Here is a 13,294-nt window from a genome sequence, read left to right on the forward strand (position 1 = left end):
CCAGCGACGCATCAGTGGTTCATCCTAACCTCCCCATGATTTCCAACAAGAGCCTTCCACCCTGGTGGAATAATTATTGTTGAACCATACTCCTCAATTATGGCTGGTCCCTCAATAGCCTGGTTCATCGGTACATCATCACGCCAGTAAATAGGCGCCTCAACCCAATCATCAAAGAACACCCTCCTAAAGCTCCTCGGCCTAGCCTCGCCCTCGGTCCTTGGCGCCCTAAACCTCGGCTTAACCCTGGTTATCACCGCGAATACCCTAATGGTAACAACCTCAATGGGCCTACTCAGCTTAAAACCATACGTCGCATAGTGCCTATCATTGAATACCCTCTCAATATCACTCATGCTCGCCGGCCTACCGATGGGTATTGTTAACTCCCAACCCTGCCCAACATACCTAACATCGGCATACCTAAGGAAGTAATCAACCTACTCAACCTACTGAGCAACTCATCCTCAAGCCTCCTAAATCCATCCTCAAGATCCCTTGGGAATGATGACCTAGCCTCAAACCTCTCATCAGCCATTAACAGGCCGAGGGCGCTGAAGGCACCTGGCTCAGGCGGCACAATCACGGAGCCAATCCCCAACTCCTCGGCTATGTAGGGCGCAAACTGAGGACCAGCACCACCAAAGGCCATTAACGTGAAGTCCCTCGGGTCAAGACCCCCTCTCGACAGTCACAAGCCTAACGGCCCTAGCCATCTCAACAACCGCAAGCCTAATGGCTCAAGGGCCACGTTGATGGGATCGCCAAGCCTCACCAATCCCTTAACGCAGCGTCCCTATCAAGTCTCATCTCACCGCCGAGTAGGTAGTCGCCAATCCTTCCAAGGACGACATTTGCATCAGTCAGCGTTGGTTCCTTACCACCCCCCCTACCATAGCATATAGGCCCCCCCGGATCAGCCCCCCCAGCGCTAATAGGGCCAACCCTAAGGGCCCCCGCCTCGTCACGCCAAATAATAGTCCCACCGCCACTTGAGACCTCGGCAAGGTCAATGAATGGGAACCTAACTGGGTAGCCACTGCCCTTGACTAGCCTCCCGTGGTGGACCTCACCGCCGACCTCGTATTCCGTGGTCACCTCAGGCTCATGCCTTAGTATTGAGGATGCCTTAGCCGTGGTGCCACCCATGTCAAAGCCAATAACATTCTCAACACCAATTAACTTAGAGAACTCCGCAGCAGCCACAGCACCGGCTGCGGGGGGGCCGGACTCGATTAATTGAACTGGCCTCTCCACAGCCTCATTCGCATCCACGAGACCACCTGCGCTGGACATTATGTAGAACTTACTAATACCAAGCTCCTTAAGGCCCTCTGAGAACCTGGCTATGTACTCACTGACTATCGGCATGAGCGCTGCGTTAACAACCGTCGTCGAAGTCCTCTCATACTCCCTAGGCTCAGGGGCTATCTTACTCGATAAACTAACGTATTTGAAGTACTTCCTAAGTACGTCACCTGTAACCTCCTCATTGGCTGGGTTAATGTATGAGTGAAGGTATGAAACAGCCACACTAACGACACCCATTGACCTAGCCTTAACGGCGTACTCCTCAACCTCCCTGGGATCAACCTGCTTAGCCACCGTGCCATCAGCCAAAACCCTCTCCTCAACCTCAAACCTAAGCTCCCTAGGGACCAGGGGTCTCGGTTTATCGAAGAACAGGTCATAAAGCCTAGGCCTATTTTGACGGCCGATTTCGACAATGTCCCTAAAACCCTTCGTAGTGAACAAAGCCACCTTGGGGGGGATCTCAAGGCCGACCTGCCCAAGCAGGGTATTAGTGCCGATGGTCGTCGCATGAAGAACCTCGGAAATAGGCTCCCTAATTCTCCTTAAGCCCTCGAGTACGGCAACCTCGGGACTCCTCGGAGTACTGAGGACTTTGATCGAGTATATAGTCCCATCATTCCTGAGGATAACGAAATCCGTAAATGTGCCACCAACATCAACGGCAACGACCACCATGTATAATCAGGGTGTGAAATTACCACATTATTATTTATGTTTTTACCATGCGTATATTGAGTAAATAAAATAGAAAATGAACAAAACAGTTTTACACCCTCATTATCACTACTGTGCTTGCCTGCATTAGGTCGCCCCCCCAGGCATGGGCAAGACCCGTATACACGGGCTTCTTAACCTGCCTCTTGCCTGCCTTCCCGGCTAGTTGCCAGTAGATCTCGTTAACCTTCATAACGCCGGCAGCGGCTATCGGGTTGCCAACACCGAGTAACCCACCCGATGGGTTTATTGGTAAGTCACCATCCCTCTGAGTAACGCCATCCTTGGTTAACCTTGGGGGCTTCGCATTTCTTGGCCAGCCCAAGACCCTCCATGTGATGTAACTCCTTATAGTCAAATGGGTCATAAACCTCCGCAACGTCGATTTCCCTCCTCGGGTTTGTTATGCCAGCCATTTTATAGGCCATCTGGGCGGCCACGTTGGCGTACTCGGGGAATGCCAAGTCCCTGTTGGTCCAGGACGTTGTGTCCAGAGCCCAACCAACTCCATCAATCCAGACCGGCGTGTCCGTCTGCCTCCTGGCAACGTCCTCACTGGCTACCACGAATGCCGCTGCCCCCATCACTTGCAGGCGATATGTCGAGTAGTTGGACGGGCCAGACCAAGACTTCGCTCTTGAGCACGTCGTCCACCGTTATGTTAGCGGCCACTTGGGCCGCTGGGTGGTCGAGGGCATTACGCTTATTCTTAACGCTGACTAGGGCTATGTCCTCCTTCTTAACGCCGCACTTATACATGTACCTATGCATCTCCATCGCGAATATCCAGATTAGGTTCGGCTGCAGTGGTACCTCAGTTACTGGGTCCCATATGTACCTAAACACGGCCTGTGGATGCGGTATATCCGCGTTGCTCATTTTCTCCTCAGCAACCGCCAGCACAGTCCTGCAGTGCCCACTGGCCACGTGCCACCAGGCTGCTATTGGTACCATCACGCCGGTAGCACCGCCAACGAAAACCCTCATTGTCGGCTTACCAACACCGCCAGCCCCCCCATCAGCCAGGTACTCACCCTTCATGTGAATCCCATCAAATGTGTCCGGCGCGGACCCAATGACCACGCAGTCAATATCCTTAAGCGTAAGCCCAGCCTCATCAAGTGCCTGCTTAGCCGCTATCCAGGCAAGCTCCTTGGGCGTCTCGAGCATCCTCCTTCTAAATAACGTGAGTCCTGCACCGATTACGGCGGGCCTATGCTTAATGTAAATGTTCCTACTCATGAAATACCACCCATGGCTTGCTTCTTAAGCATTACCGATCACCTACTTAACACGGCGACGACGCTTGTCGTGGTCGGCACACCACGCCATGAATGAACAACAGCCCTCTCAGCCCTATCCAACTGCATCCTACCAGCCTCACCCCTCAGTTGAAGTACTGCATTAACTAACCTGGCGAGACCATGAACCTCGAGTGGAACACCCTCACCAAGTGCGCCGCCGCTTGGGTTTACCGGGAATAGGCCATCCCTATCAAAGGCGCCCTCCAGGAGTAGTTTATGAGCCTCACCAATAGGGGGGGCCAGCTTCAGCGCCTCAATGAATTGCAACTCCTTGAAGCTGTACCTTGCATCAATTTCTGCAAAGTGAAGTTCCTTAATTGGGTCCTGAATACCAGCCATTTTATACGCCGCCTCGGCAGCCCTCATAGCGTGCACTGGGAATTCCCAATTATGGAATTCGAGGGATGGATCCTCAGTAATCCAGTGAACCCCCCCGTCAACCCACACGGGCGTGTCTGTGTACCTCCTCGCCACATCCTCGCTGGCTAGGACTACCACTATGGATGCATCGACAAATGGTGCTATGTCCAGCTTAGTCAATGGTGATACGGTGTATGGCGTATTAAGTACCTCGTCCATTGTTAGGTTGGCGCCGTAACTAGCTTCTCGTTATGGAGAGCATTCCTCTTATCTTTAACTACCACGTAGGCCAGGGCCTCCCGAGGCACGTTATAACGCGACATATACGCCTGGGCCTCCAATGCGGCTAATGCGTGGTAATTGGGTGTGTTTATTGCCCTTATGGTTATTGGGTCCATGGCAAAAAGCATCACATCATGCATATTGGCAATGTCGCTGGGCTTCGCGTGGGATTCCGCAACTACCACGTCGAACTGCCCGGTCTTAATCATCATATAGCATTGGCCACGCACTGAAGCCCATCACCGGGTGTTGTGAATACGGGCTTTAATGTACCACCAATGGGCTCCGGCGCGAATTCGTCGGCTATGGCTATACCCTCCCAAAAGTCCTCCTGGCAACTGGCGAAGGCGTCGACATCGGTCCTTGGGTTTAAACCACCGGCATCCTCATAGGCGCGGGTTGCGGCCTCAAACATCATCTCCCTAAACGATGCCTCCTCAACCACAGGCCTAAACCCGTACCAACCAACCCCCCCTATAATCGCAACCCTCCTTGACATAGTAATTATGGTGCCAGGGACCTTTTAATTTATTACCCACATACCCGTTGTTAACTCACCAAGCATTAATCTTAATAACTCCAGTCAGGTTTTAATTAATCGTAAATTCATGGTAAATCCATACGCATTGCTCATGATGGACTACCTAGTGGTAGTGATTATTCAAATCGCGGCCTCTGCGCAGGATTTAAGGACTAGGGAAATCAGTGACTGGACATGGATAATAGGTTCAATAATATGCATACCGCTTGGCTTGTACGTGGCCATCGCACTAAATCAATTAATCCTATACATCATTAATGTGGTCATTGGCTCGATATTCGCATTGTCGGTCTATTGGTTGAGGGCCATGGGTGGTGCAGACTCTAAGTCCATAGCCTTCATATCAGCCTCAATACCCACACTACCCATGACCAGCCCAGCACTAACTGTGATAAATATCACGCCATTATCAGTACTGATTAATTCACTAATCATAGCCCTGATAATATACATGCCCTACAATGTAATTCAAAACATTAAGTACAGCAGTAATTGCGAGGCCCTATCCAGGGTTAAGGGGGGGCTCAGCAGGATAATATACCTGGTGACCCTCATGTGCGTACCAGCACATAGGGTCTTTAGAAACCCCAATAACTACGCAATATCCCAGGAACCCGCTGACGGTGGTTTCCAACCAGTGATTAGGCTTGGTCTTGAGGTTGATGACCCCAGGGAATTACTAATTGAGTGGTTGTCCCAGGGCAGGATCAACGTGGACACGCCAGTGCTGACTTCATATCACATACCATTCATAGTACCCATAACCCTCGGCCTAGTAATGTACATAATAACCCATGCAAACTTCCTAACGCTTGCCCTGTCCTCACTATGAACACGAAAATTTTTATTTAACCACTGTATCGGTGATCTGTGGTATTTGATGACAAGGACCTAAGGCCTGTCAGGGGGGGAATGAAAGACCTAACGCCTGAGGAGTACTACCCAATGATGCAGATCTTCGATAAACTGGCCAGGGTCGCCGAATCCTTCGGTTACCTAAGGGTTGAGACACCGGCCCTGGAGCACTATGAAATACTTAAGGCCAAGGCCGGCGAAGACGTAATTAACGAGATCTACTACTTCAAGGATAAAGCCGGTAGGGAGGTTGGGCTTAGGTTCGACATGACCGTGCCTGTGGCCAGGGTCGTGTCGTACAGGGTCGATGTGCCGAAACCGATCAGGTGGTACTACATAACGAAGGTTTGGCGTTACGATGAGCCGCAGCACGGTAGGTATAGGGAGTTTCACCAATTCGGTATTGAGTTCATAGGTTCCTCAAGCGTTAGGGCTGACGCTGAGGTCCTTGCCATCGGTGTTGAGGCGCTCAGGCGCTCAATATTGGTGATTTCAGGGTTAGAATCAACGACAGGAGGGTAATTGATCAAATACTCGGCAAATTGGGCATTTCCAATGATCTTAGACCTGGTGTTCTCAGGATAATGGATAAGAGGGGGGGTAAGGTGCCTGATGATGAGTTACTAAGGATGCTGAGGGATCTCGGGTTAAATAATGACACATCTCAGGAGGTCCTTAAGCTAGCCAGCACTAGTGAGGGTATTGATAAGGCCATCGACTCATTTAGGGAATTTGGCGTTGACAATGAATTCATTAAGTACTATAGCGAGTTAATAGAGCTTCTCGACATGTATGGCATACGCAGTTACATGGACCTTGACATGGGCATTGTGAGGGGGCCTCGATTACTACACGGGCATAGTCTTTGAGATGTACGTACCGGATTATAAGCTGTCAGTGGGGGGGGTGGCGGTAGGTATGATAACCTAATCGAGATCTACAGCGGTAAGCCAATGCCAGCCTCGGGATTCGCCATGGGCATTGAGAGGTTACTCGAAGTACTTGAACAGAGGGGTTCGCTTAAGCGTGGTCTTCCGCAAGTTGATTACTACGTGTATGTACTTAGCAACGAAAGGAACCACTTGATGCTTGGTTATAAATTAGCGGGTAATTTGAGGGCCCGTGGCAGTAGGGTCATTGTTGACACGGGTGAGAAGAGCCTTAGGAGTGCCCTTGAGTATGCCTCCAAGATAAACGTAAGGTACTTCGTGATAGTTGGTCCCAGGGAGGTTTCCCAGGGCCTCGTTAAGGTTAGGGACATGAGCAGCTGGAGTGAAAGGGACGTCCCACTTACTGAGTTCGGGATTAATGCCTAGGGTAAATAAGTAAATAAAGGGGTTGCTTAAATATCAGTGTAATGGTTAGGGAGGAAAGTTCAGGTAATTCAAAGTACCTAAAGGCGGACCTTCTCGATGTAATTGAAATACCTGAAGAGGGCGTCGCAGTCATGCTGTTCACAACAGAGGAATGGGATGACAAGGTACTACCCATAAGGATCGACATAACCGCCTCATTCTCAATAAAGAAGGCCTTGGGACTGGTGACCTTTCATAGGCCATTAACCCATGACTTACTCGTCGACTTAATAAATAGGCTCGATGTCGTAGTGGAGAGGGTGACTATAGATGCCATGATCGACGGTGTCTACCTAGCCACAATATTCGTAAAGGATAACAGGACGAACGAGACCTTCCAACTCGACGCTAGGCCCAGCGATGCCACCGCAATAGCCGTGAGGCTTGGGGCACCTATATACGTGGCTGACCACCTCGCGGCTTACGCAGAACCACTTGAGAATTACAGGGAGTTGAGGGCGAGGTATGGCTTCAGCTTTAACAAAAACCTATGAATTACCTGGTACTACTCACCAATAGCCACAAGAACCATGCGCCTATTCCTAGGCCCATCGAATTCTGCAAGGAAGACTTCTTGCCATGTTCCGCGAATGAGTTCGCCATTAACGATGGGTAATACATAGAATTGCTTGAAGATTGTTGTCAGTAAGTGGGCGTCTGCGTTATTATCGATCTCATTATGAAAGTAATTGCCATCGGCAGGTACTAACCTCTCGAATAGGTTCTCGTAATCCCTCCTTACCCGCGGTTCATCCTCATTGGCGAATAGGGCCGAGGTTGCGTGCGGTAAAAATACAAGTACCATTCCATTCTTAATACCTGACTCCCTAACGAATTCCTCAACATGGCTTGTTACGTTAATAACCTCCCTACGTTTCCTACTTTGTACAGTAACCTCCTTGGTAACAACCCTCATACTACCCAAGTACTACCACGCACTTAGTAAAACCTTACTTCATAATCGCCTCAGCTGCTTCTTAATCGTGGAGATTAACCTCTCCAACTCAAGCATTGTGAGCCCAATCGTTGAGTCATCACCACCCTGAACCAAAACGCCAATCACGAAGTTATCAACCCTCTTAATCACTATGTAACCCGCGCGGGCTTGAACAATTGAGTGGTTTGAATCCTCATTCAGCAACTCCTTACTAACCCTGTCACCCACGGCACTCAATGACGCGATCATGGCGGCCACGCGGTCCGGGTCAACATTAATCCTAGACGCGTGGGCAATTAAAAGCCCGTCTAGTGACGCTATGTAGACACCGCTGATGCTACCCACTGTGTTCAGGAAGTCCTGGACAATCTTACCCATTGGTTCCTTTATCTCCTCCATACGCTCTATCTATTTTCTTCTGGGGAGAATATAAATATAACTTTCAATTCGCCTACCTCCTAACAACAATCCTCCAACCACCCCCCCTCAACCTCTTAATCAAATCCCTCCTAACCAACTCCCTAAACAACTCCACATAAGCCTCACTAGGCTCGGCACCCCCCCTTAGTTCAATCCCGTACCTCCTCGCCAAGGACTTAACATTATTGACGCATGCCTGCCTGAGCGGGCAGGTTGAGCAGTAGTTGGTTAGGGGGGGTTCGCCGTTTATTACCACGAGTCCGTGAATTGGGTCTATGAACGCGCCCTTATTCATCAATATACTGAGTATTATCTCCCATTAACGTCCCTGACCTCATAAACAACGTAAATCCGACCACTCGGTAAGTACCTACTACCCTCCTTAACAACCCAGCCTGAGTTGAGGAGTCTCCTTAAATGCCTCGATAACTTACCCCTCTGCAACCCAGTCCTCCTCATTATCTGTGTGAAACTATTATTACCGCCTATTACTGTGAGCATTATCTCCAGGTTAATATTATCAAGTATTGCATTGAAGTCCCTCTCCCTCATCAGCACGTACTCACTATCGTAACTGGGAATAGCAACCCCCGCCCTTTCCATTCAGTGTCACTATTATCTCGGGCTTAATGACAGCGTTCATCAAGCCAATGACTAATAACCGACTTATTAACCATTTTCCAAAAACCAAAATACCTAATAAGGGTCCATGAGGTACTCCTTATTAACTCAGCAATTGCACATGGGAAGTATGCCATTTAGGAGTTTCGTGAGGCTTGAGATACCTGACGTAATACTCGTAGAGCCCGTGGTATTCCCAGACATAAGGGGGGGCTTCTTCGCAGAGCTCTACAAGAGGACTGACTTCCTAGCCGGTGGCGTGCCCCACGACTTCGTCCAGGTAAGCCTAAGCAAGTCAAGACGCGGTGTCGTACGCGGACTACACTACCAACTCAAGCCCATGGAGCAGGGAAAACTAGTAACAGTGGTCAAGGGCCGCGTGGTTGACGTGGCAGTCGACGTCAGGAGGGGGGGCTCTCCCTGGTTCGGTAAGTACGTAATGGTGGAGCTCTCTGCCGACAACCCAAGCTTCTCTGGATACCGCCAGGCTTCGCCCATGCTTCCAAGCCCTTGAGGATGACACTCTATTCCTATACCTACAGACCAAGGAGTACAGCCCACAACATGAGAGGTGCATTGCCTGGAATGACCCTGAAATAGGCATACCATGGCCAATTAGGGAAAACGTGATAATCAGTGAGAAGGACAGTAAATGCCCGCCACTTAGGCAGGCAGAGACTAACTTCGATTACCCAATATGATCAGTCCTCACACGCATCATCACTGTTAAATCAGTGATCACTAATCATCACAACAAAGCTTAATATGCAGTCCCTTAAATAGTAATTGCAATGATGAGTTGAACCCACGCCGATCGATGGCGAGGCCTAAACCGGCTGAGGCGGTTCCTTAATGATCACTAAGGGTTCGCCAGAGCTATGTAATGCTTGATCCACTTATTTCTCAGGGCTATGTTCAGTTCAGGGTCTAAATGCGGCTTCACGGTCTTTATAAACCTGGCTATTGATTCCCTCTCGTGGATCACCAGGTAGAGTTTGCCGTCATTGCCGGGAAATACATTGCTATTAATACCCAGGAACTTCAATGCAATCCTCAATGCAAGCCCCCCCAGTGATTTATTCGGTATCCTAATGCTGAGTACGAAATTGGGGACATCAAGGCTGGGTTCTGGGTCGATTAATTCCCCCCCATAAAAGTCATAAAGCCCTCTGAGCAATTTAATCCAATCATTAACGTTGAAAAACATTAGTAACCTGGTTGGTTTCTGCAGGATTTTACTTACCTCATCGCATAGACTACCTGTTGCTTTGAGAATATTATTACTCATGGTGATCCCCCCCGGCTCCAATGACCTCACGTAGTCAACGGCGTCAGAAAAACCCTCAATGCTTCTCCAACTCACTGAGCACTCGTTCATGAAGGCGCCAATTAGGTAAGGGTTCACGAAGAACCTCTTAATTATATGCTTTAATATACTTATACTACGTCCAGTATACGCGTTGGTATGAGTATTGAGAGGGCCATGGACATACTGAGGAAGTACCCACTATGCAATCACTGCCTTGGCAGGTTATTCGCTAGGTTAGGCACAGGGCTTGATAATGAGGAGAGGGGGGGTAGGGCGATTAAGGACTACTTGTTAATGAGGATTCACGAGAGGATATTAAATGAGGGACTAAGCGATGAGTTGCTCAATGATATTAAGGCGCTGGCGATGAGTGGTCATGAACCAAGCATAAAATTCCTAGGTAACATGGGGGATTAATGTATCGCCGGTCAAATGCTACGTGTGCGGCGACAACATCTTCACTAGGCTTAATGAGTGGGCCGATAATATTGCGAATAGCCTTAGGTCCCTTGGTATTGAGTTTAGGTCCTTTAGGCTTGGTAGTAAGGTGCCGCTGGATATCCTGAGTAGGGAGTTAAGTATAACCACCGAGTTCAACGTATCGAGTGCCGAGTCCATCAAGCGCGAGATAAATAGGGAGTTGGGTAAGAGGGTCTCAGCAATACTCGGCGTACCATTCAATAGGGAGGAACCTGACGTGGAGGTGGTCATAGACATTAACACGGGCTCCGTGGAGACGCAGGTAATGCCAATATACATATCGGCTAGGTATAGGAAGGTACATAGGCTAGTTAATGAGGAGGGACAGGTAAGGTGGCCCATCGATAGGGTGATGCAGGCCTATGGGGGGGCTGAGGACGTGGTAATACACACCGGCGGTGAGGATCCAATGGGCGTCAGGGTCCTTGGTAACGGTAGACCAGTAATACTGCAGGTAATTAGGCCCAGTAAGAGACCGGCATTAATGATGTTTACGCATTACTTAGGGATTCAGACTATGACGTTGTGCTTGACAACCTATCCAGGGTTAGGGCCTCCGCAGTTGTTAGGATGAAGGCTAGGGTCAGGGATTACGTAATTACGTACAGGGTCCTGGCAATTACGGATAACCCGGTCACCGACGATAACATTAAGTCGCTACGTGAATACTTCAGGAATAGGCAGGTGGTTCAGGTGTTTAGGCGTGGTCGTAGGGTTAGGAGGAGGGTTAGCATGGTTTACGAGCTTGATGGTAGGGTTGTTAGGGTAGGCTTGTGGAGTTCCTGATTAGGTGTCAGGGCAACCTATACATTAGGGGTTTTGTACATGGTGGTTTCGGTGATGTCGAGCCGAGTATTGCTGGCACGCTGGGCTTTGGTATTAGGCCTATTGAGGTTGATATACTCGGCATAAGTGATTGATCATGATGCGGATGCCTTAGTCTCGGTGGATTGGGCCTTGAAGGGTACTATGTGGTCGGGTGTCGTTATTATGACCTTCCTCTTACCGCCAATGTATATCTCGATCTCGTAGGCCTTACCCCCTCCTACCAATTATTGTGCCTACCTTGCCCTGGTACCTCCTGTGGGGTGCCGTGGTTACGAATGTTGGGTCTATGTCGATTACGACCTTATCACCGACCTTATACTCATAGAGCCACCTGGAAATCCCTGGCCTACCCTTCTCCCTGGGCTTCTTTGCCAGTAGCTTCCTTGACTTGTAGCGTAGGCCGTGTGTTCGGTGCACGATGAACCCCCCCAAGCACCACAATTCTATGGAGTATTTAAGCATTCCCCCCCTCATTAATGATCTATGTTCACCAATCCTTAAATTTAAATAGGGATTTTTATTAGGGATTTAATTGTGGTTAAGCGTATCATTAATTCTGAGGATATTTCCATGCCCGAGGCACTCAGGATTCTCGAGGAGAAACTAGTCAGTGTTAATCCTGGGATTACCAACGAGGTCGTCAACAACACCCTGGACTACCTCAGGAAATTCTCTAAGGTCGGTTCTGACAAGGCTAGGGAATTAATTTCGGAATTAATGAAGAGGTTTGGCCTGGCTAGGTTAACAGCCATTCAGATAGTTGATTTAATGCCTCAGACCGCCGATGAACTTAGGGTATTACTCGGGGGGGCCGAGAAGAGGGAGTTCAGCGATAAGGATGTTGAGGAAATCCTGAACCTACTAAAGAGTGCCAGGGGGGGTTCTTAAGGGGGGGTGTTCTGAATGGTTAAGAGGGAGGACTATGCATACGTACTTGACGTAATACCTCCGGAGCAAATGCTCATTAAGGACCCGTCCCTCATCAAGAAGGGGGGGTTTCCAAGGAATGAGGCCTATGTGCAGGCCATTGGTGAGCAATTCTTCACGCTCCTTGAGTTAACGCTTAAGCCTAACGTCACTGCCGAGGTTGGTGAGAGGGTTTACATAGGTAGTGGGACCAGGGATAAGGTGAATAAGATTGTCAGGAGGATTAACTATGACGAACTCACTAATGAGGCCAAGAACGCGCTCCCCGAGGTTGTTGCTAAGATTGTTAAGGCCCAGGAGAGTAAGTTCGTGGACTTCTTCAATAAGGCTGGGCCAATAACCCTTAAGATGCATAGTCTCGAGCTTCTCAGGGGGGGCATTGGTAAGAAGACCCTTTGGCAGATACTTGAGGAGAGGAGGAAGAAGTCCTTCCAGTCCTTTGAGGATATTAAGAGTAGGGTTGGTATTGACCCTGAGAAGTTAATTATTGATAGGATATTGAGGGAGCTGCAGGGTGCTGATCAGTATAGGATCTTCGTTAGTTAATTTTAACTACCTAACCCTAATTATCTTCCTCCTACCTGCAATATCCCAAACCTCAACCTCAACGCCCGGCTCGATTTTACCCTTAATATCTTCCTCAATTTGATTCTGCGGGACCTCAAACGTTGTGTAATTCCTCAAGTCCATCAACTGCCAGGAATCACCGACCTTAGCCACGACCTGTGCAACAAACTTCTCAATAATTGGTACCTCGACCTGGGCATCGGCAGGCACTATTAGGGTCCTCTTAACATTATCGAAGACGCCAATACCCACAATCCTCACCTTGGCAGAGCCATGCTTACCAGTCTTGCTCTTTTCAACCTCGACTATCTTGCATGGTTCCCCCCCATCAATCATTAGGTAACTGCCCTCCTTCACAGAACCTGCCTCCGTCGGCTTCGTTGACATACAAGTCGATATACCTAAAGCTAATAAAAGGTTTTCTATCGAAGTAATTCCCTGAGAAATTACTTATTAATTCACCTATCTGCATTAACCTGG

Annotated in this window: 24 protein-coding genes and 2 pseudogenes; 12 read left to right on the forward strand and 14 right to left on the reverse strand. The window is 49.1% G+C overall.

The features are described from left to right. Positions 1 to 11: 11 nt before the first annotated feature. From JCM11216_RS01335 to JCM11216_RS14880, 7 genes and pseudogenes are all read right to left on the reverse strand, one after another. A pseudogene (locus tag JCM11216_RS01335) lies at positions 12 to 1,989 on the reverse strand (hydantoinase/oxoprolinase family protein). Between the two features lie 91 nt (positions 1,990 to 2,080). Further along, complete coding sequence (locus tag JCM11216_RS14855) at positions 2,081 to 2,353, reverse strand: hypothetical protein (RefSeq protein WP_243674741.1); 273 nt, start codon at positions 2,351 to 2,353, stop codon at positions 2,081 to 2,083. Continuing rightward, positions 2,286 to 2,594, reverse strand: a complete 309-nt coding sequence (locus JCM11216_RS14860) for a hypothetical protein (RefSeq protein ID WP_243674742.1) — start codon at positions 2,592 to 2,594, stop codon at positions 2,286 to 2,288. Before JCM11216_RS14860 ends, JCM11216_RS14855 begins: the two co-directional genes overlap by 68 nt. After that, the gene (locus tag JCM11216_RS14865) at positions 2,581 to 3,270 is read right to left on the reverse strand and encodes a hypothetical protein (RefSeq protein WP_243674743.1); all 690 of its coding nucleotides are present in this window, start codon (positions 3,268 to 3,270) and stop codon (positions 2,581 to 2,583) included. The genes JCM11216_RS14860 and JCM11216_RS14865 overlap by 14 nt, the downstream gene beginning before the upstream one ends. A gap of 38 nt (positions 3,271 to 3,308) precedes the next feature. Further along, positions 3,309 to 3,911, reverse strand: coding sequence for a hypothetical protein (locus tag JCM11216_RS14870; RefSeq protein ID WP_243674744.1), 603 nt, complete (start codon positions 3,909 to 3,911; stop codon positions 3,309 to 3,311). A gap of 2 nt (positions 3,912 to 3,913) precedes the next feature. Beyond that, entirely contained in the window at positions 3,914 to 4,186 is a 273-nt protein-coding gene (locus tag JCM11216_RS14875) for a hypothetical protein (RefSeq protein ID WP_243674745.1), read from the reverse strand. Beyond that, positions 4,183 to 4,473, reverse strand: coding sequence for a hypothetical protein (locus JCM11216_RS14880; protein ID WP_243674746.1), 291 nt, complete (start codon positions 4,471 to 4,473; stop codon positions 4,183 to 4,185). Before JCM11216_RS14880 ends, JCM11216_RS14875 begins: the two co-directional genes overlap by 4 nt. A gap of 109 nt (positions 4,474 to 4,582) precedes the next feature. On the opposite strand from JCM11216_RS14880, the gene JCM11216_RS01350 reads away from it, so the two are divergent. The 5 genes from JCM11216_RS01350 (at position 4,583) to JCM11216_RS01360 (ending at position 7,219) form a co-directional block, all read left to right on the forward strand. Then, complete coding sequence (locus JCM11216_RS01350) at positions 4,583 to 5,347, forward strand: A24 family peptidase (RefSeq protein WP_054853054.1); 765 nt, start codon at positions 4,583 to 4,585, stop codon at positions 5,345 to 5,347. Positions 5,348 to 5,385: 38 nt separating this feature from the next. Beyond that, positions 5,386 to 5,892 carry an ATP phosphoribosyltransferase regulatory subunit gene (locus JCM11216_RS14885; protein WP_243674747.1) on the forward strand — a complete coding sequence of 169 codons (507 nt, stop codon included), beginning with the start codon at positions 5,386 to 5,388 and terminating at the stop codon, positions 5,890 to 5,892. A gap of 20 nt (positions 5,893 to 5,912) precedes the next feature. Beyond that, positions 5,913 to 6,239 (forward strand): hypothetical protein, encoded by a 327-nt coding sequence (locus JCM11216_RS14890; RefSeq protein WP_243674748.1) that lies wholly within the window; start codon positions 5,913 to 5,915, stop codon positions 6,237 to 6,239. Positions 6,240 to 6,323: 84 nt separating this feature from the next. Continuing rightward, positions 6,324 to 6,686, forward strand: coding sequence for a His/Gly/Thr/Pro-type tRNA ligase C-terminal domain-containing protein (locus JCM11216_RS14895; protein WP_243674749.1), 363 nt, complete (start codon positions 6,324 to 6,326; stop codon positions 6,684 to 6,686). 41 nt (positions 6,687 to 6,727) lie between these two features. Continuing rightward, the gene (locus JCM11216_RS01360; RefSeq protein ID WP_054853055.1) at positions 6,728 to 7,219 is read left to right on the forward strand and encodes a DUF151 domain-containing protein; all 492 of its coding nucleotides are present in this window, start codon (positions 6,728 to 6,730) and stop codon (positions 7,217 to 7,219) included. A gap of 11 nt (positions 7,220 to 7,230) precedes the next feature. On the opposite strand, the gene JCM11216_RS01365 is transcribed toward JCM11216_RS01360, so the two are convergent. Genes JCM11216_RS01365 through JCM11216_RS01380 form a run of 4 tightly spaced genes read right to left on the reverse strand, consistent with a single transcriptional unit; the run spans position 7,231 to position 8,685 of the window. Beyond that, a complete protein-coding gene (locus JCM11216_RS01365; RefSeq protein ID WP_054853140.1) occupies positions 7,231 to 7,641 on the reverse strand; it encodes a secondary thiamine-phosphate synthase enzyme YjbQ in 411 nt (136 codons plus the stop codon). Positions 7,642 to 7,680: 39 nt separating this feature from the next. Further along, positions 7,681 to 8,061: a roadblock/LC7 domain-containing protein gene (locus JCM11216_RS01370; RefSeq protein WP_054853056.1), complete on the reverse strand. Its 381-nt coding sequence runs from the start codon at positions 8,059 to 8,061 to the stop codon at positions 7,681 to 7,683. Between the two features lie 52 nt (positions 8,062 to 8,113). Next, the gene (locus JCM11216_RS01375) at positions 8,114 to 8,377 is read right to left on the reverse strand and encodes a hypothetical protein (protein WP_054853057.1); all 264 of its coding nucleotides are present in this window, start codon (positions 8,375 to 8,377) and stop codon (positions 8,114 to 8,116) included. 14 nt (positions 8,378 to 8,391) lie between these two features. Next, the gene (locus JCM11216_RS01380) at positions 8,392 to 8,685 is read right to left on the reverse strand and encodes an ArsR family transcriptional regulator (protein ID WP_054853058.1); all 294 of its coding nucleotides are present in this window, start codon (positions 8,683 to 8,685) and stop codon (positions 8,392 to 8,394) included. Positions 8,686 to 8,833: 148 nt separating this feature from the next. Here JCM11216_RS01380 and JCM11216_RS01385 point away from each other — a divergent pair, with 148 nt between their 5' ends. After that, entirely contained in the window at positions 8,834 to 9,217 is a 384-nt protein-coding gene (locus tag JCM11216_RS01385) for a dTDP-4-dehydrorhamnose 3,5-epimerase family protein (protein ID WP_243674750.1), read from the forward strand. A gap of 345 nt (positions 9,218 to 9,562) precedes the next feature. Here the strand turns inward: JCM11216_RS01385 and JCM11216_RS01390 are convergent, their stop codons facing one another. After that, on the reverse strand, positions 9,563 to 10,108 hold the full coding sequence (locus JCM11216_RS01390; RefSeq protein ID WP_054853059.1) for a hypothetical protein: 546 nt from the start codon (positions 10,106 to 10,108) through the stop codon (positions 9,563 to 9,565). A 60-nt stretch (positions 10,109 to 10,168) separates the two neighbouring features. On the opposite strand from JCM11216_RS01390, the gene JCM11216_RS14900 reads away from it, so the two are divergent. From JCM11216_RS14900 to JCM11216_RS14915, 4 genes are read left to right on the forward strand one after another with little or no spacing between them, the layout of a single operon-like run. Continuing rightward, positions 10,169 to 10,429, forward strand: a complete 261-nt coding sequence (locus JCM11216_RS14900) for a hypothetical protein (protein WP_243674751.1) — start codon at positions 10,169 to 10,171, stop codon at positions 10,427 to 10,429. Between the two features lie 22 nt (positions 10,430 to 10,451). Further along, positions 10,452 to 11,066 (forward strand): THUMP domain-containing protein, encoded by a 615-nt coding sequence (locus JCM11216_RS14905; RefSeq protein ID WP_243674752.1) that lies wholly within the window; start codon positions 10,452 to 10,454, stop codon positions 11,064 to 11,066. Further along, positions 11,018 to 11,278 carry a hypothetical protein gene (locus JCM11216_RS14910; RefSeq protein WP_243674753.1) on the forward strand — a complete coding sequence of 87 codons (261 nt, stop codon included), beginning with the start codon at positions 11,018 to 11,020 and terminating at the stop codon, positions 11,276 to 11,278. Before JCM11216_RS14905 ends, JCM11216_RS14910 begins: the two co-directional genes overlap by 49 nt. Next, positions 11,266 to 11,412 carry a hypothetical protein gene (locus JCM11216_RS14915; protein ID WP_243674754.1) on the forward strand — a complete coding sequence of 49 codons (147 nt, stop codon included), beginning with the start codon at positions 11,266 to 11,268 and terminating at the stop codon, positions 11,410 to 11,412. The genes JCM11216_RS14910 and JCM11216_RS14915 overlap by 13 nt, the downstream gene beginning before the upstream one ends. On the opposite strand, the pseudogene JCM11216_RS01400 reads toward JCM11216_RS14915, so the two are convergent. After that, a pseudogene (locus JCM11216_RS01400) lies at positions 11,413 to 11,740 on the reverse strand (50S ribosomal protein L21e). A 114-nt stretch (positions 11,741 to 11,854) separates the two neighbouring features. On the opposite strand from JCM11216_RS01400, the gene JCM11216_RS01405 reads away from it, so the two are divergent. Both JCM11216_RS01405 and JCM11216_RS01410 read left to right on the forward strand, forming a co-directional pair. Next, positions 11,855 to 12,208 (forward strand): RNA polymerase Rpb4 family protein, encoded by a 354-nt coding sequence (locus JCM11216_RS01405; RefSeq protein WP_054853060.1) that lies wholly within the window; start codon positions 11,855 to 11,857, stop codon positions 12,206 to 12,208. A 15-nt stretch (positions 12,209 to 12,223) separates the two neighbouring features. Beyond that, the gene (locus tag JCM11216_RS01410) at positions 12,224 to 12,793 is read left to right on the forward strand and encodes a DUF655 domain-containing protein (RefSeq protein ID WP_054853061.1); all 570 of its coding nucleotides are present in this window, start codon (positions 12,224 to 12,226) and stop codon (positions 12,791 to 12,793) included. Positions 12,794 to 12,799: 6 nt separating this feature from the next. Here JCM11216_RS01410 and JCM11216_RS01415 read toward each other — a convergent pair whose 3' ends face one another. After that, positions 12,800 to 13,201, reverse strand: a complete 402-nt coding sequence (locus JCM11216_RS01415) for a translation initiation factor IF-5A (RefSeq protein WP_054853062.1) — start codon at positions 13,199 to 13,201, stop codon at positions 12,800 to 12,802. Positions 13,202 to 13,294 lie beyond the last annotated feature (93 nt).

Source organism: Vulcanisaeta distributa JCM 11216 (assembly GCF_001315985.1).
GTDB lineage: Archaea > Thermoproteota > Thermoprotei > Thermoproteales > Thermocladiaceae > Vulcanisaeta > Vulcanisaeta distributa_E.